At 37.9% G+C, this 19,629-nt stretch carries 20 protein-coding genes; 12 read left to right on the top strand and 8 right to left on the bottom strand.

Going from position 1 to position 19,629, the window contains the following annotated elements; translation table 11 throughout:
- The first annotated feature begins 112 nt into the window (after positions 1–112).
- The 3 genes from IW22_RS00575 to IW22_RS00565 all read left to right on the top strand — a co-directional run bounded on the left by IW22_RS00575 (position 113) and on the right by IW22_RS00565 (position 2,627).
- Positions 113–622 carry a DUF2480 family protein gene (locus tag IW22_RS00575; RefSeq protein ID WP_034723318.1) on the top strand — a complete coding sequence of 170 codons (510 nt, stop codon included), beginning with the start codon at positions 113–115 and terminating at the stop codon, positions 620–622.
- A gap of 1 nt (position 623) precedes the next feature.
- Positions 624–1,883 carry a protein O-mannosyl-transferase family gene (locus tag IW22_RS00570; protein WP_034723317.1) on the top strand — a complete coding sequence of 420 codons (1,260 nt, stop codon included), beginning with the start codon at positions 624–626 and terminating at the stop codon, positions 1,881–1,883.
- An 84-nt stretch (positions 1,884–1,967) separates the two neighbouring features.
- Complete coding sequence (locus tag IW22_RS00565) at positions 1,968–2,627, top strand: DUF937 domain-containing protein (protein WP_034723315.1); 660 nt, start codon at positions 1,968–1,970, stop codon at positions 2,625–2,627.
- A 54-nt stretch (positions 2,628–2,681) separates the two neighbouring features.
- Here IW22_RS00565 and IW22_RS23925 read toward each other — a convergent pair whose 3' ends face one another.
- Entirely contained in the window at positions 2,682–2,801 is a 120-nt protein-coding gene (locus tag IW22_RS23925; protein ID WP_072921339.1) for a 30S ribosomal protein THX, read from the bottom strand.
- Between the two features lie 175 nt (positions 2,802–2,976).
- A complete protein-coding gene (locus IW22_RS00560) occupies positions 2,977–4,371 on the bottom strand; it encodes an MATE family efflux transporter (RefSeq protein ID WP_034723313.1) in 1,395 nt (464 codons plus the stop codon).
- 112 nt (positions 4,372–4,483) lie between these two features.
- Here IW22_RS00560 and IW22_RS00555 point away from each other — a divergent pair, with 112 nt between their 5' ends.
- From IW22_RS00555 to IW22_RS00545, 3 genes are all read left to right on the top strand, one after another.
- Entirely contained in the window at positions 4,484–4,843 is a 360-nt protein-coding gene (locus IW22_RS00555) for an ankyrin repeat domain-containing protein (RefSeq protein ID WP_165571852.1), read from the top strand.
- A 158-nt stretch (positions 4,844–5,001) separates the two neighbouring features.
- Positions 5,002–6,756, top strand: a complete 1,755-nt coding sequence (gene aspS / locus IW22_RS00550) for an aspartate--tRNA ligase (RefSeq protein ID WP_034723309.1) — start codon at positions 5,002–5,004, stop codon at positions 6,754–6,756.
- A 337-nt stretch (positions 6,757–7,093) separates the two neighbouring features.
- Positions 7,094–8,425, top strand: a complete 1,332-nt coding sequence (locus IW22_RS00545) for a M12 family metallopeptidase (protein ID WP_034723307.1) — start codon at positions 7,094–7,096, stop codon at positions 8,423–8,425.
- Positions 8,426–8,491: 66 nt separating this feature from the next.
- Here the strand turns inward: IW22_RS00545 and IW22_RS00540 are convergent, their stop codons facing one another.
- On the bottom strand, positions 8,492–9,766 hold the full coding sequence (locus IW22_RS00540; RefSeq protein WP_034723305.1) for an adenylosuccinate synthase: 1,275 nt from the start codon (positions 9,764–9,766) through the stop codon (positions 8,492–8,494).
- 208 nt (positions 9,767–9,974) lie between these two features.
- Positions 9,975–10,544, bottom strand: a complete 570-nt coding sequence (locus IW22_RS00530) for a Crp/Fnr family transcriptional regulator (RefSeq protein WP_034723801.1) — start codon at positions 10,542–10,544, stop codon at positions 9,975–9,977.
- 145 nt (positions 10,545–10,689) lie between these two features.
- Between IW22_RS00530 and IW22_RS00525 the strand changes: the two genes are divergently transcribed.
- The 4 genes from IW22_RS00525 to IW22_RS00510 all read left to right on the top strand — a co-directional run bounded on the left by IW22_RS00525 (position 10,690) and on the right by IW22_RS00510 (position 14,605).
- Positions 10,690–11,472, top strand: coding sequence for a Ku protein (locus IW22_RS00525; RefSeq protein ID WP_034723302.1), 783 nt, complete (start codon positions 10,690–10,692; stop codon positions 11,470–11,472).
- Positions 11,472–12,077: a DNA polymerase ligase N-terminal domain-containing protein gene (locus IW22_RS00520; protein ID WP_034723298.1), complete on the top strand. Its 606-nt coding sequence runs from the start codon at positions 11,472–11,474 to the stop codon at positions 12,075–12,077. Before IW22_RS00525 ends, IW22_RS00520 begins: the two co-directional genes overlap by 1 nt.
- 71 nt (positions 12,078–12,148) lie before the next feature.
- Positions 12,149–14,017, top strand: coding sequence for a DNA ligase D (gene ligD, locus IW22_RS00515; protein WP_034723297.1), 1,869 nt, complete (start codon positions 12,149–12,151; stop codon positions 14,015–14,017).
- A gap of 48 nt (positions 14,018–14,065) precedes the next feature.
- Positions 14,066–14,605 (top strand): hypothetical protein, encoded by a 540-nt coding sequence (locus IW22_RS00510; RefSeq protein WP_034723296.1) that lies wholly within the window; start codon positions 14,066–14,068, stop codon positions 14,603–14,605.
- Here the strand turns inward: IW22_RS00510 and IW22_RS00505 are convergent.
- The 4 genes from IW22_RS00505 to IW22_RS00490 form a co-directional block, all read right to left on the bottom strand.
- Positions 14,602–15,336: an SDR family NAD(P)-dependent oxidoreductase gene (locus tag IW22_RS00505; RefSeq protein WP_034723295.1), complete on the bottom strand. Its 735-nt coding sequence runs from the start codon at positions 15,334–15,336 to the stop codon at positions 14,602–14,604. The two genes, IW22_RS00510 and IW22_RS00505, sit on opposite strands and share 4 nt — an antisense overlap.
- Before the next feature lie 311 nt (positions 15,337–15,647).
- Positions 15,648–16,010: a preprotein translocase subunit YajC gene (yajC, locus tag IW22_RS00500; RefSeq protein ID WP_034723294.1), complete on the bottom strand. Its 363-nt coding sequence runs from the start codon at positions 16,008–16,010 to the stop codon at positions 15,648–15,650.
- 9 nt (positions 16,011–16,019) lie between these two features.
- Positions 16,020–16,535 carry a DUF1573 domain-containing protein gene (locus tag IW22_RS00495; RefSeq protein ID WP_034723292.1) on the bottom strand — a complete coding sequence of 172 codons (516 nt, stop codon included), beginning with the start codon at positions 16,533–16,535 and terminating at the stop codon, positions 16,020–16,022.
- Position 16,536: 1 nt separating this feature from the next.
- Entirely contained in the window at positions 16,537–17,442 is a 906-nt protein-coding gene (locus tag IW22_RS00490; protein ID WP_034723291.1) for a transcription antitermination protein NusB, read from the bottom strand.
- A 90-nt stretch (positions 17,443–17,532) separates the two neighbouring features.
- Between IW22_RS00490 and IW22_RS00485 the strand changes: the two genes are divergently transcribed.
- A complete protein-coding gene (locus IW22_RS00485) occupies positions 17,533–19,194 on the top strand; it encodes an ABC transporter ATP-binding protein (RefSeq protein ID WP_034723289.1) in 1,662 nt (553 codons plus the stop codon).
- A gap of 99 nt (positions 19,195–19,293) precedes the next feature.
- Positions 19,294–19,629 (top strand): DUF3276 family protein, encoded by a 336-nt coding sequence (locus tag IW22_RS00480; RefSeq protein ID WP_034701927.1) that lies wholly within the window; start codon positions 19,294–19,296, stop codon positions 19,627–19,629.

Below are 19,629 nucleotides of genomic sequence, written 5' to 3'. Positions count from 1 at the left end.
TCGCTATACAAACTGATTTCGAATGATGGGAGGTTTCTATGGTAAGGATAGAGAACAAATTAAGGTTTACATGATCTTAATTTGTAAATTTGTCCAAAGATAATGATAAAAAATGTCAGAAGAATTTGAAATCCGAAATAAAGTTGCCGAAAGCGGCCTTGTGAATTTTGACTTATCCACTCTGATTCCTAAGGGGATAAGAAAGGGTATTGACCTTAAGGATTTTCTTTTCCAGGAAATGATCCTGAAGGAAAAAGACTTCAGGGAGAAAGTAGATGCTATAAATCCTGAAGAATACAAAGACACTTACATCTATATTTACAATTCTGTGGATACGATTGTTCCATTGTGGGCTTATTTTGTCCTGACAGCCAAGCTTACTGATGTGGCTAAAAAAATCATTTTCGGGAATCGTGAAGATCTGGAAGTGATCATTATGCATAACGTTATTCAGACTCATGATTTTGAAGATATGAGAGGAAAAAGAGTTCTGGTAAAGGGCTGTTCGGATAAAGAAATCCCTGAAAATGCTTATATAGAACTGGTTGAGCAACTAAAACCCATAGTAAAATCTCTAATGTTTGGTGAAGCGTGCTCCTTTGTTCCTATTGTAAAGAATTAATATGAAGCGATATTTATCCGCCTTATTTCTATTCTTCATTTGCCTGGCAGTGTACTACGCCGGAAGTTTTACAAAAATTCCTTTTGCAGACTGCGTTGGTTTTGTTTTGGATGCTGAAAAGGGTACATTCATCACAACAGCTACGGCAACTTCTCATTTTCTATATATTAATACTGTCATATTAATTAAAAATATATTTAGTCTTAATGGTATAGATGCCAGTCGTTTACTCATCGTTCTTTCAGGCGCAGCAACGGTTTCTGTGATCTATCTTACAGTTAAAAGTATTACCAGAACAGAATGGGTTTCTATCACAGCAGCTTTTGTGTTTGGATTCAGTTTCTCGTTCTGGAGAAATGCAGAAATAGTAGAAGTTTATACCTACAATACCTTATGGGTAAGCCTTTTTTTCTTTGCAGTGATCAAGACTTTTACAGAACATAAAAAACAGTATATCGTATGGGCCGGCATCTTTTTTGGCATCAGCCTTTGGGTTCATATCCAGAATATTTTACTGATTCCTGCGTTTTTGGTTTTCCTTTTTTATTTTAAAAGTGAAAAAAAATATGCCTATTCATCCTTATTGATTTTCGGACTGCTGTTCGCGTCATTATTCGTACTGAATATGTCTCAGGGGCTTCCTTTCAAATCACCATACAGCTCCGATCAGGGAAACTGGGTGGAAGAATCTTTCAGAAAGACTTTTACGCAGTATATAAAAGATTTCTTTCAGTCTTTTGTTTACCTTATTTACAATTTCAATATATTTACTTTTTTCGGAGTGATAGGGGCCGTATTTCTGTACAATTCCAATAGAAAAATGTTTTTTGTTTTTCTCGCCGGATCCCTTTGTGTATACGGATTTTCAACATTTTATGCCGTTTCGGACAATTATGTTTTCTTCCTTCCTTTCAATGTCATCTTTGCACTGTCTGTGGGATATGGATTGACTCATCCAAAATACGCTGTCCTCAAAAAACTTTCATGGGCATGCCTTTTTATTCCACTGGGGTATTTCATCATTTACAAAACCGTTTTGCAGACAGAAAAAGGAAAAACATTTCACAGTTTCAAAAAGTATAAAGGAGGGCTGAATTATTATATGCTTCCGTGGATGAACAATAACGAAGGCATCCTGGAGTTCACGATTGATAAAAAGACCGCACCGGAACCTATTAACTGGATGACCGTAAGTGCCGTAGAATACATAAAGCTGATGAAAAGCAAGGGATATACTGAGGAGGAGATTAAAAAACTTTAACAATAATTGTGAAGTGAAAAGATTTTGTGAGTCACATTTTTTGATAACTTTGATGTACTTAATACTTTAAAATAAACACAAACTATGAGTTTAATTGACCTACTTACAGGTAACACCAGCAACCAGGTTGCTGAACAGGCAGAAAACAAATTCGGGATCAGCAGAAACCAGATTATTGCCTTATTGGCTGTAGCAGCCCCTTTGGTAATTTCTTACCTAAGAAACAAATCTCAGGATTCCAACGAAGCAGAAGCCTTAAACAATGCCCTAGATAAAGACCACGACGGAAGTATTCTTGATGACGCATCACAGGCTGAAGCAAGACAGGCTGAAGGAGGATCCATCCTTGACCACGTTTTCGGAGGGCAGAAAAGCAATGTAGAAAATCAACTTTCTCAGAATACAGGAATCTCCATCGATAAAATCGGACCTATTTTAGCCATGCTGGCTCCGGTGATCATGGGATATATCGGTAAAGAGAAACAACAGAATAATGTAGGAGCAGGAGGTTTAGGAGATCTTTTGGGAGGCATTCTTGGAAATGCATCCAGCCAGGCTCAGACGCAACAGTCAAGTCCATTGAATGATATCTTGGGAAGTGTTTTGGGAAGCGGCCAATCGCAGTCCGGAGGAAATCCGCTTAATGATATTTTAGGAAGTGTACTCGGCGGTGGCGGAGGACAGCAACAGCAGCAGGGAGGTGGATTAGGAAGCATCCTTGGTAATATTTTAGGAGGAAAATAATTTAATTTTGTATATCAAAAAAGGCTGAAGATTGATCTTCAGCCTTTTTTATTTTTAGCTTTTTGCTTTAGTTTCAGAGGAACCAACGGACTTAGAACCTTTTCTAGGTCTTCTTTTACCATAACTTCCAGAATTGATCTTGCCTCTTCTTGATTTTTTGTCTCCTTTTCCCATAATGATAAATGTTTTATTGATTAAATACTAAATTAGGGAATATGGCTTACAATCAAAAATTAAGGCTGTTAAAATTTTTATAAAATATAGACACAAGAAAGGAAGTTTGAGGCTGGAAGAGGGAAGTTATTGAGGTCGCAAACATGAGCTTCTCCCTCTTTCAATTTCTCACCCATTATACTTTCACAGTCTTCCATTTCCCTTTTTTAAACAGGATAAAAGCCACAATGGTAATCAAAGTTTCTGCAGCCGGAATGGAGATAAAAACTCCTTTAGGTCCCATTCCGAAATGTTTTGAAAGAAAATAAGCCAGCGGAATCTGAAACAGCCAGAACCCGAAAAAATTCACCCAGGTAGGTGTCCAGGTATCTCCTGCCCCGTTAAAAGCATTGATCAGCACCATCCCTATTCCATAGAAAATAAATCCTACACTCATAATTTGCAGTGCATTTTTAGCAAACTGCTTGATATGGACTTCTTGCGTAAAAAATCCTACCAGAAAATCTCCAAGCAGGAAAAATATTAAACTTACCGCCAGCATGAAGATCACATTATATTTTACGGTTTTCATCACCGACTGTTCTGCTCTCAGCATTTCATTAGCACCCATATTCTGCCCTACCAGCGTAGACGCGGCATTGCTCAATCCCCAGGCAGGAAGCATAAAGAACATCATTAGTCTCAAAGCCGTCTGATATCCTGCGGAAGCATTCTCTCCACCGGTAGTTGCTACCAGTTGGGCCAGAAAGATCCAGCTGCATGATGCGATCACGAATTGGAAAATCCCGGGTGTTGCTATTTTTACAATGGATTTAATCTGTTTGAAATCCGGAGTAAAATAATGTAGTGCAATACGAATCTGGGTATCCGCAACCAAAAGGTGATACAGCTGATAAACCACCCCGATACTTCTCCCTATGGTAGTTGCCAAAGCAGCTCCGGTAAGCCCCATAGCAGGAATAGGTCCAAAACCTTTAATCAGGACAGGGCAAAGAATAATATTCACAATATTGGCGATCCATAGAGATTTCATTGCAATGGCTGCATTTCCTGCTCCTCTGAAGATTCCGTTGATCAAAAATAAAAGCATAATAATAACACTGCTTCCCATCATGATCCTCGTGAAATCTTTTCCGTAAGCCGCAGCTTCAGGCTTTGAACCCATCAGAATCAAAATTTCTTCTGCATAGATGACTCCCAATAAACTCAGCAAAAAAGTAATGACAAATGAAACGAGCAAGACCTGTGCAGCACTTCTGGAAGCCTGCTCCGGGTTCTTCTCTCCAATCCGCCGGGCCACCAAAGCTGTTGCCGCCATACTCATCCCTATCGCAATAGAATACATCACAGAAAGCACCGATTCTGTCAAACCTACCGTCTGGATGGCATATCCGCTTTCCTTCAGATGCCCTACAAAATACAGGTCTACCAATGCAAAAACGGATTCCATAGCCATTTCCAGCATCATCGGGACGGCCAGAAGAAGTACAGCGCTTCTGATCGTTATTTTGGTATAATCCACCTCTTCACCGCTGAATGCTTTTTTCAAAAAATCTATATATCTAGTCATTTCCTAATCAATAATTATCTGATTATCAAAAATACAAATTCAATTCTTATAAAAATTTAGTTACTCATATCAAAAAAATAATTTAGATTTGTATATTCTTAAAATGAATCTTATGAAAAAAATAATCTCTACTGTTTTTATACTTACCATTTCGGCATCTGCCGGTATGCTTTCTGCTCAGTCACTTAGCTCAGCTCAGATGCAGGCTATTCAATCTGACAACGTTACTTCATTTAAAAAGAATTTTTCAAAAGCAGATTACAACAAATGCTTTGCTCTTAAAGATGAAATGTTCAGTGCATTGGGTTTCAGCTCTCTTTATGGCAGAAATAATATTATAAAATATCTTTTGGAAAATAAAGCAGATGTAAATAAAGAGTGTAATAGTAAAACTCCGCTTTCATGGGCTAAATTGGGAAATAAAGAAGAAACCGCACAGCTATTGATACAAAAAGGCGCTACCAATAATTAAAAAGCCCTTAAATAATATACAAGACTTCCGAAAGGAAGTTTTTTTTGTTTACAGAACCTGCAAAAATCTTATCTTTGCATCCGGAAATTAGGGTTGAGAATTTCACGATCAGAAAGCTTAACCTTATATCTTAAACATTGAACCTTAAACAAATAATTATGTTTCGATCACACACGAACGGAGAATTATCTCTGAAAAATCTTAATGAAGAAGTTACACTTTCCGGATGGGTACAGACTATCCGTGATAAAGGATTTATGATTTGGATAGATCTTCGAGATCGTTACGGAATTACCCAACTGGTTTTTGACCAGGACCGTTCTTCTGCACAATTGATGGAAGAAGCTAAAAAACTGGGACGCGAATTCGTGATTCAGGTAACAGGAAAAGTAATCGAAAGAGTAAGCAAAAATCCCAATATTCCTACGGGAGAAATTGAAATTTTAGTTGAAAAACTGGCCGTTCTTAATGAGTCTCAACTTCCTCCTTTCACTATTGAAGATGAAACAGATGGCGGTGAAGAATTAAGAATGAAATACCGTTACCTGGATATCAGAAGAGCACCAGTAAGAGATAAACTGATTTTCCGTCATAAAATGGCGCAGAAGGTGAGAAATTATCTTTCAGACGAAGGATTTATCGAAGTGGAAACTCCGGTTTTAATCAAATCTACACCGGAAGGGGCAAGAGACTTTGTGGTACCAAGCAGAATGAATCCGGGACAGTTTTATGCACTTCCACAATCGCCACAGACGTTCAAGCAGCTTCTGATGGTAGGTGGAATGGATAAATATTTCCAGATCGTAAAATGTTTCCGTGATGAAGATTTAAGAGCGGACAGACAGCCGGAATTTACACAAATTGACTGTGAGATGGCTTTCGTAGAGCAGGAAGACATTATGAATGTCTTTGAAGGCATGACGAAAACTCTGATCAAAGATATTACAGGACAGGAATTCGGTGCTTTCCCTAGAATGACTTTCGCAGATGCGATGAGAAAATACGGAAACGACAAACCGGATATCCGTTTCGGAATGGAGTTCGTGGAACTTAACGAGCTTGTCAAAGGAAAAGATTTCAAAATATTTGACGACGCTGAATTGGTGATCGGAATCAATGTAGCAGGATGTGCAGATTATACAAGAAAGCAGATCGATGAATTGGTAGAATGGGTAAAACGTCCTCAGATCGGAGCATCCGGCATGGTTTGGGCTAAATTCCAGAATGATGGTGTGAAAACCTCATCTGTCAACAAATTCTACAACGAGGAAGATCTGGCGAAGATCATTGAAAAATTCGGAGCTAAAGAAGGTGACTTAATGCTGATCTTATCCGGAAACGAACATAAAGTAAGAGCTCAGCTTTCCGCCTTAAGAATGGAACTTGGAAACCGTTTGGGACTGAGAAAAGGAGATGTATTTGCACCGCTTTGGGTAGTAGACTTCCCATTATTGGAATTCGATGAAGAAAGCGGACGTTACCACGCAATGCACCACCCTTTCACCTCTCCTAAGCCTGAAGATATCCACTTACTGGAAACAGATCCGGGCAAAGCAAGAGCCAATGCTTATGATATGGTTCTTAACGGAAACGAGATCGGTGGAGGTTCTATCAGAATTTTCGATAAAGATCTTCAGTCTAAAATGTTTGACCTTTTAGGATTTACAAAAGAAGAAGCGAAAGCTCAGTTCGGATTCCTGATGAATGCCTTTAAATACGGAGCACCGCCTCATGGTGGATTAGCTTTCGGATTTGACCGTTTGGTGGCTATTCTCGACGGAAACGAAGTGATCAGGGATTATATCGCATTCCCTAAGAATAATTCAGGGCGTGACGTGATGATCGATGCGCCGGCATCTATCGCCGATGCACAGCTGGATGAACTGGAAATACAACTGAACTTAAAAGCATAAACTGAAAGCGGAGATTTTTCTCCGCTTTTTTTAGGTCTAAAATTGTAATAATATTCTATTTAATTCTGTTTTTGTATAACATCGGATCATTTCGGTTATTATATCAAAAATATGTGAAATAACTAAAATCGCAGTTTAATGGTAAAAAATCACAAGAAATAAATTTATTAACGAAATAAATAAACAATTCAACAAAATAAATAGTAAAACAACTATTATATTATGTTATGTTTAAATACAGGTTTTATTAGTACATTTATAATTCTTATGCGAATATGATGACAACATCATTGTTCATATTTGAAAAAAAATACCAATACACCAATATTTAAATCATATGAAAAGCAAACTATTACTCTTATCGGGGTGCCTTGTCCTGGCACTGAATTCTTGTAGGTCGGATATTGAAAATGCCCAAGCCAATCCAATGGATCATACAACGGCTAAGCTGGATAATACGACGGTTCACAAATTATTAATCAACGGAACTTACACGTATGTCAATGAAGTCAATGGTGAATATTTTTATGCAGATGACATTACGATTTCATCTGAACAGTTTAACAAATTAAAGATGCAGGCCAATTCCGAACTGTCAACATCGGAGAAAAGTACCATTGTAAGCTCCTTTATCAAGACATGGCCAAGCGCAACAGTCTATTATACATTACCCAGCCAGGGAACACTGAGTACTCAGAACTACAATACGTTTCTTACCAACATCAACAAAGCGTTTGATATGATTTCTTCTCAAACCAGTGTTCAGTTTGTTCAACGTACCAACCAGACAGAATATATCACCTTTACCTACTCTACAGGTAACAGCTCTCCGCTTGGATGGCAACAAAACAGGGTGAATGGTATTAAAATCTATAATATTACCTATCCGGCCATTATTGCCCATGAAGTGATGCACTCTATGGGAATCATGCATGAACAGTGTCGTCCGGACAGAGATCAGTATATTATTGTAGATGTAAACAGGGCGGTAGAAGGAAGCCGTCATAACTTCAACCTTTACAATGATTATGCGGGACATGGTGCATTTGATTTCGGTTCAGTGATGATGTATCAGTCTACTGACTTTGCTATAAACTCAAGCCAGCCTGTAATGACTAAACTGGATGGTTCTACTTTTACCAAACAAAGAACAGGATTATCTGCAGGTGACTATGCGGGAATTAACCATTTGTACGGTCCTGTTAACGCGACTTCTGCAGTCAACGGAACTTATACTTTTACAACCTCTCTAGCGAATGATAAAAATTTAGATATTTCCGGAAGCTCCACTACAGATGGTACAACCGTGGTTCTGAATTCAGCCTCTACAGGAAATAACCAGAGATTTACTTTCACTAAATCAGATCATGGGTATTATATCATCAAATCTACTTTGGATCCTACAAAGGTTTTAACTGTAAAAAGTAGCGGAACAGCGAATGGAACAGCTGTAGAGATAAGATCTAATGCCAATACCGATGCTCAGAAATGGTTATTATTTAACCTGGGAAATAATGGTTTTGGCTTCGCACCTAAGAATGCACCATCGCTAAGATTAGAAGTGAAGGGTGGTCTAACCGCTAACCTTACTCCTATTGTAATCGGCAGTACGGATCAAACGGTTCAGCCGCCTACAAAGCAACGTTTTAAACTTACAAAAGTTAATTAATATATTTTTTTTATCCAGATAAAGAGGTTAGGGAATTTATTTTCCTTAACCTCTTTTGTTTTATAATTATTTACTGTTTAATTTCAATATCTCATCTCTTCCAGGTCCCGTAGAAAGATAAGTAATGGGAACACCCAGTTCATCATTCAGAAAAGAAAGAAAAGCTTTCAATTCTTCGGGTAGGTTGGAAGAACCCTGAATAGCGGTAATATCTCCTTCCCAGCCTTTCATCTGTTTTAAAACCGGACGGGCATTATCAGGAAGCGTTCCTGAAGTTCGGGCCATATTCCCATCTTCAAGCTCATAATGGGTACAGACGGCCACGGATTCCATTCCGCTTAAAACATCGGCTTTAGTCAGAATAACCTGAGTAACTCCAGTGATCATAATCGCATATCGTAAAGCCGGAAGATCCAGCCATCCGATTCTTCTGGGGCGCCCTGTATTGGAGCCGAATTCATTTCCCTTTTGTCTGATCTCTTCACTCAAACTGTCAAAAATTTCTGTAGGAAACATGCCATTCCCTACCCTTGTGCAATATGCTTTTGCAATCCCGAATATCTCACCGACTTTCTTAGGTGAGACACCCAGTCCAACACATGCTCCTGCCGCTGTGGTAGATGAGGAAGTTACATAAGGATATGTACCGTGATCTATATCCAGCATCGCTGCCTGTGATCCTTCTGCAAGAATTTTTTTCCCCTCTGATAAAGCTGTATTCAGCACCAGCTCTGTTTCGGTACGGGTGAATTTTTTCAGAAAATCTATCGCTTCAAAAAACTCACTGCTGATTTTCTCTAATGAAGGAAGCACCATATCTCCTCCGGCAAGAAGCCTGTAATCTCTTTCTAAAATTTGCTCTACTTTGTTGCTAAAATCCGGAGAATCTATATCGCCAACCCTCAGATTCTGTCTTAAGATCTTATTGGAATACGCCTGTGCAATCCCGTTTCTCGTTGTTCCAATGGTGGTATAATCAGGATTGTCTTCCATAAAGCAATCCAAAAGTCTATGAGTAGGAAGAACGAGGTGTGCCTTTTTAGAAATCATCAGACTGTTTTCAGGATCAATCGTTTCGTCAAACTGTTTAAGATGTAAAATTTCTTTTCTCAGGCTTACCGGATCCAGTACCGTTCCTGTTCCTATGACATTCTGAACGCCTTTCATAAAAATCCCGGAAGGAAGCGATTTTAAAGTGATTCTCTTACCGTTTCGTTCTATACTGTGTCCGGCATTAGCGCCGCCATTAAAACGGGCCGTCATGTGATAATCTTCGCTGATGAGATCAATAAATTTTCCTTTACCTTCATCGCCCCACTGCAGGCCTAATACAATGTCCATATATTTAAATTTTATGATGCAAAGCTATGATGGTTTGGAAATGAGGCCATTGTCATTTGGCAAAAAGGAATTCTTTTTTTTGTATAGTGTATTAATGTATAATGTAAAAAGTATTGATGACGATGAGAACCTGATCTTTAAACAGATGTACTTTCGGCTGAAGCTGGTGGAAATTTTGTTTATGCTAAAACCTGTCCCTATTGATTTTTTATACAATACTTCTCCTGATACGGCTTAAAGACGAAGGGGTAATTCCAAGATAAGAAGCGAGCATAGATTGTGGAACCCTGTTGGCAAGTCCCGGATAATGATCTAAAAAATGAATGTAGCGAGCTTTGGCATCCAGATTGAGCATTGTGCTTGCAACTTTAAGTTTGTTCTCTGCCACAAAAGCATGTACTTTGGCGAAGAGAAAGGGCCAGATGGTAATTTCTTTTTCCAGCTTTTTAAAATGATCAAGATCTATGGACAGCAAAACTCCGTCTGTGATAGCTTCAATGTATTCAAGTGAAGGCATCTGATCCGCAAAGCCGTGGAAATCTCCAATAAACCTTCCTTCATAGATGAAGTAGCGGGTAAAATCATCCCCCAGTTTATTGTAGTACAGAGACCGGAAAACCCCTTCTTTTACAAAAGCAATCTTTCGGCTTACCTTTCCGGCTTCTATGAAAGCTTCCCCTTTTTCTATGGTGATTTCCTGCAGGCCTTCGGCGATCAGCTGTTCTTCCTCGGCACTGAGTATTCCAAATTTGCGGATGTAGTTAAAAAGTTCTTCCATGTTTATTTTACCTGAATAGTCCGGAACTATAAAAGTATAAAAATACGCCGGAGAAGCCATTGTCATTTGACAACAAAGCATATAAAATATACCACATCACCGCCTCACGGCATGTTAATTGATTGATTTTTAAAAACGTAAGACAATGAAAGCAATCTGGAACGGCGCCATTGGCTTCGGTTTAGTCAATATCCCGGTTAAAATCTATTCTGCCACAGAAACCACGAAACTGGACCTCGATATGCTCGATAAATCTGATTTTTCCAATATTAAATTTAAAAGAGTTAACGAGAGTACAGGAAAAGAAGTGAAATGGGAAAACATTGTGAAAGGCTATCTCATGGATGATAAATATATCGTTCTTGACGAGGAAGATTATGAGGCAGCCAGCCCCGAGAAAACAAAAATACTATCCATCGATCAATTTGTAAAGGAAGCGGAAGTAGACAGTGTGTACTTCGAAAATCCTTATTATCTCGAACCTCAGAAGAACGGTGAAAACGCATACAGACTATTGCTAAAAGCTCTACAGGAAACAGAGATGGCAGGAATCGGCACCTTTGTTCTTCGGGACAGTGAAGCGATTGGGATGATCAGGCCTTACAAAGATATACTCGTTCTGAACCGTCTTAGATTTGATCAGGAGATAAGAGATTATAAAGATCTGAAAATTCCTACATCAAAAGCCCCCAAACCCGCAGAACTGAAAATGGCTGTAAGTCTTATCAAACAGCTTTCTCAGGACTTTGATCCGGCGATGTACAAAGACACTTATTCTGATGAACTGATGAAGATTATCAGAAAAAAAGCAAAAGGCAAAAGCATTAAAACGAAAAAAGCCGAACCTGCAAAAGAAGGTAAGGTGATAGATCTTATGGCTCAGCTGAAAGCCAGTTTACAAAGTTCCAAATCTAAATCTGCATCCTAATGGCTCTGAAAGATTACCAGAATAAAAGAAAGTTCGATGAAACTACCGAACCGGAAGGCAAAACGAAAAAAAGCAAAGACAAGCTGGTTTTCGTGATCCAGAGGCATGCCGCATCGCGTCTTCATTATGATTTTCGTCTGGAAATGGACGGAGTTCTGAAAAGCTGGGCAGTTCCGAAAGGCCCTTCATTAGATCCCAAAGATAAAAGACTGGCGATGATGGTGGAAGATCATCCGTATGATTACAAAGATTTTGAAGGAAATATTCCGGAAGGAAATTACGGAGCCGGCCAGGTGGAAGTCTGGGACAGTGGAACGTATGAACCTTTGGAAAAAGACAGCAAACTGTCGGATGAAAAGGAACTCCTGAAAGAACTTGGTGCCGGTTCATTAAAATTTATTCTGCACGGAAAAAAGCTGAAGGGAGAATTTGCTCTTGTTAAAATGAAAAACACGGAGGATAATGCCTGGCTGCTCATTAAACACAAAGACCAATTTGAAGAAAGCCCTTATAATGCTGAGGAAAACACTTCACCCAAATCTCTTGTGACGAAATTCTTAGAGGAAAAAAAAAGCCCAAAAATAAAGGAAAAAAAGAAGTCATAACCTCTGAAAAAAGGTTTAAAAATTTCAATTCATTAACGAACGAAAAAAAGCTAAGCTCATTCATCAAACCGATGCTGGCCAAACCTTTTGATCAGGCATTCGACGATGAGGACTGGGTTTTTGAAATCAAATGGGACGGCTACAGAGCTGTTGCCGATCTCAGCCATACTAATCCCCAGTTCTACTCCAGAAACGGGATTTCATTTTTATCTAAATTTGAAAAAGTTGCGAAAGACTTTGATCAGCAGAAACATAAAATGATTCTGGATGGCGAAATTGTGGCTTACGACGAGCATGGAAAACCTAATTTTCAGCTTCTGCAACAGATTGGAGATCATCCTGACATGGCTTTAACTTACCAGGTTTTTGATCTTCTCTGGCTGAATGGTCATTCTACAGAAGAACTCCCTCTCGTACAACGCAAGGAACTTTTAAAAGAAGCTTTAACGGAAACTGATGTGATCAAATATTGCGATCATATTCCTGAAAAAGGAACTGCTTTTTTTAACCAAATGAAAAAAATGAAGCTGGAAGGAATGATCGCCAAAAAAGCCGGCAGCTTATATATGGAAAACCACAGAACGAATGACTGGCTAAAAATAAAATTCACGAATACGGATGAAGCCATTATCTGTGGATTTACAGAACCGAAAGGCTCCCGAGAAAATTTCGGAGCTTTAATTCTGGGAAAATATATTTCAGGAAAGCTGATTTATTGCGGCCATACAGGAACAGGGTTTAATCATGAATCTTTAAAACAGCTTCATGACAGGCTCCAAAAACTTATCATAAAAACATCTCCATTTGAAACGGTTCCGAAGACGAATATGCCTGTAACATGGACAAAACCTGAACTGGTTTGTGAAATTAAGTATTCCGAAATCACCAAAGACGGAATTTATCGTCATCCTGTTTTTGTGGCGATCCGTGAAGATAAAGAACCTAAAGACACAGATACCCCAACCAACGAAAATCTTAGAGAAATGAAAGCGAAGACACCTTTAAAGAAAGCTGAGAATTCTGAAAAAGAAAAGGAAATTACTTTAGACAAACACAAGGTAAAACTGACCAACCAGGATAAGATCTATTTTCCAAAAGATGACATTACAAAAGGAGATGTGATAGCCTATTATCAGTCTGTTGCTTCATATATTCTTCCTTATCTGAAAAACCGTCCGCTGTCTCTCAACCGTTTCCCTAACGGCATTGAAGAACAGGGGTTTTATCAGAAGGATGCGGGTGACAGTATGCCGGACTGGATCAAAACAACAAAAGTCTACTCGGAATCCAATGATAAATACATTGATTATGTGTACTGTAATGACAAAGCAACTTTGGCGTATCTGAATAATTTAGGCTGCATCGATCTGAACCCCTGGAACAGTTCGCTTCCTGATCTGGAACATCCTGATTATCTGGTGCTGGATTTAGATCCTTCTAGGAAGAATACATTTGATGATGTGATTGAAACAGCGCTTCAGGTGAATGAAGTTTTAGATGCAATTAAAATTAAAGGTTACTGTAAGACTTCCGGAAGTACAGGAATCCATATCTATATTCCAATGGGTGGAATATATGATTTTGACCAGGTAAAAGATTTTGCACACATCCTGATGAAACAGGTGAATGAAAAGCTGCCGAAACTGACCACTCTTGAACGAAGTTTACAGAAAAGGGATGACAAAAAAATATATCTCGATTATCTGCAAAACCGGACGGGACAAACTTTAGCAAGTGTCTACAGTTTGAGACCCAAAGAAGGAGCTTCTGTTTCCATGCCTTTGGAGTGGGAGGAAGTAAAACCTGGTCTGAAACCAACTGATTTTACCATTCATAACGCTTTGGAGAGAATCAAGGAAAAGGGCGATTTGTTTAAACCCGTTTTGGGAAAGGGAATTGATATGATGAAAGTCTTGGAATTGTTGCAGAATGGGGAATAAAATTCTATTTTTGGCATGGTCAAAAACTGATTATAATTACTGATAGCTATGAATGAATCTATTACGATCGAAATTCCTTTTAATGAAACATTTGAAAGACAAAACCAAAATTTTCATTTTAAATATGTATGGAATAAAACGCTAAAAAACTGGTGGAAAATCGCAATTTTTACCTTAGTCTTTTTATTCTTAGGATTCTATCCAATAGAAAATTTTGATAAAAATTTGATTCATTATATATTTAAATATGGTGGAATATTTTTCTGCGGCTACTGTTTCATTTTAATTAATCACTATTTTGTTTCCAGGAAGAAATTAAAAAAAGAAGTTGATAAGATTATTACTGAGTTCAAACCCAAAAACCAACCTTCTTTCATTATTTTAAATGATCATAGCATTGAATTTAAGAATATATTCTACACCATATGTTGCGTCTGGGAAAAGGTTTCCTATATAAGATCAAATGACACTATTATCATCAGCCCAATCAATACTTTATCTTTTATCATTCAAAAAGCAGAATTTAAAAATGACGAATTTGACATTGTATTAAACTATCTTGCAAAATATTCAAAACAACAAAATTAAGGAAGCTTAGCCACCAAACCTTCCGGAAGAATTTTCAAAATCATATAAATCATCTTCCACTTAAAATTCGGGACGATAGTGAAAGAATTTCCGGCATTGACAATATGTTTTGCGACATAATCAGGCTCCATAATCAGAGATTCGTTGAGCTGTAGCCCTTCATTGATTTTTGTTCTGATATAACCGATCACCAAGGCATTGACTTTTATTTTTCTTGAAGCCAGTTCCTGTCTTAAACCGGCTAAATATTGCGTAAACGCTGCTTTGGTACTTCCATATACAAAATTGCTTTTCCTTCCTCTTACTCCCGACAGTGAAGACAAACCGATAATTCTTTCCAGATGGGTGTTTTTCTGATCCATAGCAATGATGTTCAGGATGGAAACGGCTCCCATATAATTGACCTGCATCATTTGTTGGGTGCCTTTAAAGTCCATCAATGCTTTTTCATTGTCAACAAGAAAACCTGCTGCATATACGGCAATATGTGGTTTTACCGGAAGAGCATCATAAAATTTCTGATGAGAATCAAAATCTACAGCGTCAAAATAAAGAATGGTCACCTTTGAAGCATCCAGTCTGTTGTCTGCTAAAAATTTTTCAAGTGAGGAAGTGTCTCTTGAAGCTGCAATGACAGAAAATCCTTTCTGAATGTACTGTATGATACACTGCTTGGCTACGTCTGAATTGGCGCCCAGAATGAGAACGGTTTTGTCTGTCATTTGATTCATGGTGCAAAGATATTTTATTTGATTTTAATTTTTAAACACAAATTTCACTAATAGGTTCACGGATAACACTAATTATTAAAAGTTATGAGTTTTAAATGATGAGTTATGAGTTATTTGATGTGGGTTTCTGAGCTGGAGGGTTTCACCATTCACTTGCGAAGCAAAATTCACCCTTGACCTTTCTCAATCTTAATCTTAACCTAAGAAAAGTCTTGTGTCTGAAATCTTGGCTCTTGATTCTTTTAGCTCTATAAAAACTCGGCGCGGTGAACTTCGTTCACCGCGCCGAGCGATATTTTCAAACTGAAAAATTATTTCTTTTCAGTATCAATTTCTTTTTTCTCTGCTGCTTTTTCAGCAGCTGCTTTCGCTTTTTCTCCAAAACGCGTTTCAGTAAATTCTCTTGAAACTGCCGCCTTTTCGAATTTCAGTTTTCCAGATAAGGTTTCGATCACGAATCCGTCATCCTGAACCTGAGCAATTCTACCGTGAAGACCTGAAGTAAGGACTACTCTGGTTCCTACTTTTAAAGTTTCCTGGAAGGTTTTCTCCTGCTTCTGCTTTCTCATCTGTGGTCTTATCATCAGAAAATAAAACCCCACAAACATTACCCCCATCATGATCAGCATCATAGATGAAGACCCCTGCTGTGCCTGTAAAAAGATTGTCAACATATAGTTATATTATGGTTGGATGTTCGCTGTGAACGTTAATTTGATAGGAGCCTTATCTACGTTAGCAAATACATCTGCATACTTCTGAACGTTTCCGTCGAAGCTTGAAGAGTCAAAATGCAAAGTGATTTTTCCTTTTTTTCCAGGAAGAATTGGCTCTTTTGTAAAATCAGGAGCGGTACATCCGCATCCAGGCTTTACTTCAGAAATTACTAAAGGATTTTTTCCTGTATTTGTAATCTCGTAAATGTGCTGTACTTTATCTCCTTTTTTGATTTTTCCAAAATCGAAGTTGTTTTCAGATAGAGCAACAGATGTCGATGGCTGGTTAGAAGCCGGAGCTGTAGTAGCAGCTTCAGCCGAAACCTGAGCAGCGGCAGTAGGAGCTAAATTGGTAGCACCCGCTGTAGAATCTGTAATATTAGCAACTTCTGCACCTGTAGCAGCTTGTTGATTTTCTTTTTTACAAGAAACCAAACCAAGGCCTATAATAGACAAAGCGATAATTGATAACGTCTTTTTCATGTTAAATTCTATTTTGATCTTTACAATATTTATCCAAAATTCCGTTAATGAAGATATTGGAACGGTCCGTTGCATATACTTTTGCAATTTCAATATATTCATTGATAATAACTCTTGAAGGCGTAAAAGGAAAATTATCCAGCTCAGAAAGTGCTGTAGACAAAATGACTTTATCCATTAAAGAAACTCTTTCAAGATCCCAGTTTTCCAACCTTTCACTTAGCTTTTTCTCATTAGCTTCCCAGTTGTTCAGGGTATCTCTCAGAAGTTTTCCTGCGAAATCTTTATCCTCTTCATCTTTAATCATCTTGATTAATGTTCTGCTTTCTTCATCCTCCTTCAGGAAACCGATTGTTTTCTGTACCATAGAGTTGGCGATGTGGATATCATCGTACCATGAAAGTTCTTTATCACTAAGATATTCCTGAAAATCATCATTCTCAGCGATGTATCTTAAAAACAGTTTCCCGATAAACTTCTGATCTTCTTCAAAAGAATATCCGTCTTCCTTCATGAAATCCTGGTAACGCTTTCCTGCAGTAATTCTCTGGAAAGTTTTCACCAATATATCATCATGCATATCCCACTTCACCTGCTTGTGCTGGCCTGTGAAAAACAATCTCTCAGGATTTTCTTCCAGCTTGATCAGTACCTGGTTATTGATGAATTTTTGGTTAGGATTTATTTCAGCATCGGTTTTAAGATATTTATTCTTCCCAATTTCGATCTGAGTCTCTGCCAATTCTTTCAGAGCTACCAAAAAATTAAGCTGATAGATATAGAGATTATAGATTTTCTCTATTCCAGAGAACATATTTTTTTCTAAAATATCAAACTTTACAGGATTCTGATAGTAAGAATACACTGTTTGTACTACTTTTTCACGGATTTGTCGTCTTCCTAACATTCAAAGAGCTTTTTATGGGTGCAAAGATACAAAAATTAAAATTGATGAAATTCGTAGTCTGCCTACATTTTTGTAAATTTGTAAAACTTTATGAAAGCGCTAAAAACCTTAAACCCTTACTTTTGGAAGCACAAAATATTATTGTTTTGGGGGTTGTTATTTATCATTGCCAGTAATTTCTTCAATATATATAAAGTTCAGTTTGTAGGAAAATCTGTGGACGAACTTACCAAAAGCGGCAACCTGGGCTTCAACAAGCAGGTTTTGGTGTATGTTGCCATTATTGTAGGCTGTTCACTTCTGACCGGATTTTTCACTTTTATGATGCGCCAGACGATCATCGTTGCATCCAGAAGAATTGAATATGAACTGAAAAACAAGATCTACAGACATTATCAGGAACTTTCGCTTACAGACTACAAGCAAACTACCATCGGTGACCTTATGAACAGGTTAAGTGAAGACGTGGTTGCAGTACGAATGTATCTTGGACCGGGGGTGATGTACGTTGTGAACTTGGTGATTCTGCTTGTGATCACCAGTATATATATGTTGAAAACGGACACGTCTATGACGGTATGGACGTTACTACCACTTCCTATTCTATCCTATATTATATTTAAGGTAAGTTCGATCATCAATCAGAAGTCGAAGATCATGCAGAAAAGTCAGTCTGCGATTTCTACTTTTGTACAGGACAGTTTTTCGGGAATCAGAGTGGTGAAGTTTTTTGCTAAAGAAAATTATATCAAGAAGAATTACGGCATCAAAGTTACTGATTATCAAAACAAAGCTTTGGATTTAGCGAAAACAGAAGCGTATTTCTTTACCATTATCTTATTTGTAATCGGACTACTGAACGTGGCTGTTATTCTTGTAGGCGGACAGAAATATATTGCCGGAGAACTGAGCGTGGGTAAAATTGCCGATTTCTTTATGTATATCAATATCCTGATCTGGCCATTCTCCATGGTGGGCTGGGTAACTTCCGTGAATCAGAGAGCGGAGGCTTCGATGCAGAGAATTAATGAATTTCTTGATAAAAAGTCGGAAGTTATTAACACCAACTTTGAAAACTACCCTATTAAAGGTGATATTGAATTCAGGAATGTTTCCTACGTTTATCCGAATACAGGCATCAAAGCATTAGATAATTTAAGCTTTACAATCAAAGCAGGTGAGTCTTTAGCGATCATGGGTAAAACGGGAAGCGGAAAATCTACGATTGCCCTTCTGCTGTGCAGACTGATTGATCCTACGGAAGGTGAAATCCTGATTGACGGGAAAAATCTGAAAGAGCATAATCTGACCAATTACAGAAATTTCATTGGGTATATTCCTCAGGAAAGCTACTTATTCTCAGATTCTATTGAAAATAATATTGGTTTTGCCATTGATCATCCTTCCCATGAAAAAGTGGTGGAATATGCTAAAATTGCAGACGTAGATAAGAATATTGTTGAATTTAAAGAGCAGTATAAAACACTTGTTGGTGAACGCGGGGTAATGCTTTCGGGAGGCCAGAAGCAAAGGATTTGTATCGCAAGAGCTTTAATAAAGGATCCGAATATCATCATTTTTGATGATTCCCTGTCTGCTCTGGATACGGAAACGGAACAGAATATCCTTGAAAATATCGACAGGAAAATCAACAATGCCACGTCCATAATTATCACACACAGAGAGTCTAGCGCTCAAAAAGCCGATAAAATCATCAACCTTACCGAAATTGCCAATTCTGTAACTGCTTAGCCGTTTCATTCTCAATTGTTAAATAAATCATAAAAAAAATTTTGTGATTAAAAGAATTCTTTTATATTTGTTCTTAACAAGATTAAAAAATATCTAACAATGAGTGAATACAAGGAACGCCATGAAAATGAAATTTTCACTAAGGTGTTAAAAGCAGGGAGAAGAACTTATTTCTTTGATGTGCGCGAGACGAAAGCAGGAGATTATTATCTTACGATTACCGAAAGTAAAAAGAACTTCGGGGAGAATGGGGAAGCTACATTCGAGAAGCACAAAATTTATCTTTACAAAGAAGATTTTAAAAGTTTTCAGGAGATGTTTAATGAATCCACAGATTTCATCATTAATGAAAAGGGTGAGGATGTAATATCAGAAAAACACGACAAAGACTTCAAAAGCAAATCATTCACTATTGATTCTGACGACGAAGTTTAA

The sequence above is a fragment of the Chryseobacterium sp. JM1 genome (assembly GCF_000737715.1).
In the GTDB taxonomy this organism is placed as follows: domain Bacteria; phylum Bacteroidota; class Bacteroidia; order Flavobacteriales; family Weeksellaceae; genus Chryseobacterium.
The sequence above is the reverse complement of the archived record's forward strand: the minus strand, read 5'-3'. Positions and strand labels throughout refer to the sequence as shown.

What these genes read in the sequence shown, in the direction of transcription:
- IW22_RS00575 (WP_034723318.1), top strand. Translation starts at nt 113, where the DNA reads ATGTCAGAAGAATTTGAAATCCGAAATAAAGTTGCCGAAAGCGGCCTT.
- IW22_RS00570 (WP_034723317.1), top strand. Translation starts at nt 624, where the DNA reads ATGAAGCGATATTTATCCGCCTTATTTCTATTCTTCATTTGCCTGGCA.
- IW22_RS00565 (WP_034723315.1), top strand. Translation starts at nt 1,968, where the DNA reads ATGAGTTTAATTGACCTACTTACAGGTAACACCAGCAACCAGGTTGCT.
- IW22_RS23925 (WP_072921339.1), bottom strand. Translation starts at nt 2,801, where the DNA reads ATGGGAAAAGGAGACAAAAAATCAAGAAGAGGCAAGATCAATTCTGGA.
- IW22_RS00560 (WP_034723313.1), bottom strand. Translation starts at nt 4,371, where the DNA reads ATGACTAGATATATAGATTTTTTGAAAAAAGCATTCAGCGGTGAAGAG.
- IW22_RS00555 (WP_165571852.1), top strand. Translation starts at nt 4,484, where the DNA reads ATGAAAAAAATAATCTCTACTGTTTTTATACTTACCATTTCGGCATCT.
- aspS (WP_034723309.1), top strand. Translation starts at nt 5,002, where the DNA reads ATGTTTCGATCACACACGAACGGAGAATTATCTCTGAAAAATCTTAAT.
- IW22_RS00545 (WP_034723307.1), top strand. Translation starts at nt 7,094, where the DNA reads ATGAAAAGCAAACTATTACTCTTATCGGGGTGCCTTGTCCTGGCACTG.
- IW22_RS00540 (WP_034723305.1), bottom strand. Translation starts at nt 9,766, where the DNA reads ATGGACATTGTATTAGGCCTGCAGTGGGGCGATGAAGGTAAAGGAAAA.
- IW22_RS00530 (WP_034723801.1), bottom strand. Translation starts at nt 10,544, where the DNA reads ATGGAAGAACTTTTTAACTACATCCGCAAATTTGGAATACTCAGTGCC.
- IW22_RS00525 (WP_034723302.1), top strand. Translation starts at nt 10,690, where the DNA reads ATGAAAGCAATCTGGAACGGCGCCATTGGCTTCGGTTTAGTCAATATC.
- IW22_RS00520 (WP_034723298.1), top strand. Translation starts at nt 11,472, where the DNA reads ATGGCTCTGAAAGATTACCAGAATAAAAGAAAGTTCGATGAAACTACC.
- ligD (WP_034723297.1), top strand. Translation starts at nt 12,149, where the DNA reads ATGCTGGCCAAACCTTTTGATCAGGCATTCGACGATGAGGACTGGGTT.
- IW22_RS00510 (WP_034723296.1), top strand. Translation starts at nt 14,066, where the DNA reads ATGAATGAATCTATTACGATCGAAATTCCTTTTAATGAAACATTTGAA.
- IW22_RS00505 (WP_034723295.1), bottom strand. Translation starts at nt 15,336, where the DNA reads ATGAATCAAATGACAGACAAAACCGTTCTCATTCTGGGCGCCAATTCA.
- yajC (WP_034723294.1), bottom strand. Translation starts at nt 16,010, where the DNA reads ATGTTGACAATCTTTTTACAGGCACAGCAGGGGTCTTCATCTATGATG.
- IW22_RS00495 (WP_034723292.1), bottom strand. Translation starts at nt 16,535, where the DNA reads ATGAAAAAGACGTTATCAATTATCGCTTTGTCTATTATAGGCCTTGGT.
- IW22_RS00490 (WP_034723291.1), bottom strand. Translation starts at nt 17,442, where the DNA reads ATGTTAGGAAGACGACAAATCCGTGAAAAAGTAGTACAAACAGTGTAT.
- IW22_RS00485 (WP_034723289.1), top strand. Translation starts at nt 17,533, where the DNA reads ATGAAAGCGCTAAAAACCTTAAACCCTTACTTTTGGAAGCACAAAATA.
- IW22_RS00480 (WP_034701927.1), top strand. Translation starts at nt 19,294, where the DNA reads ATGAGTGAATACAAGGAACGCCATGAAAATGAAATTTTCACTAAGGTG.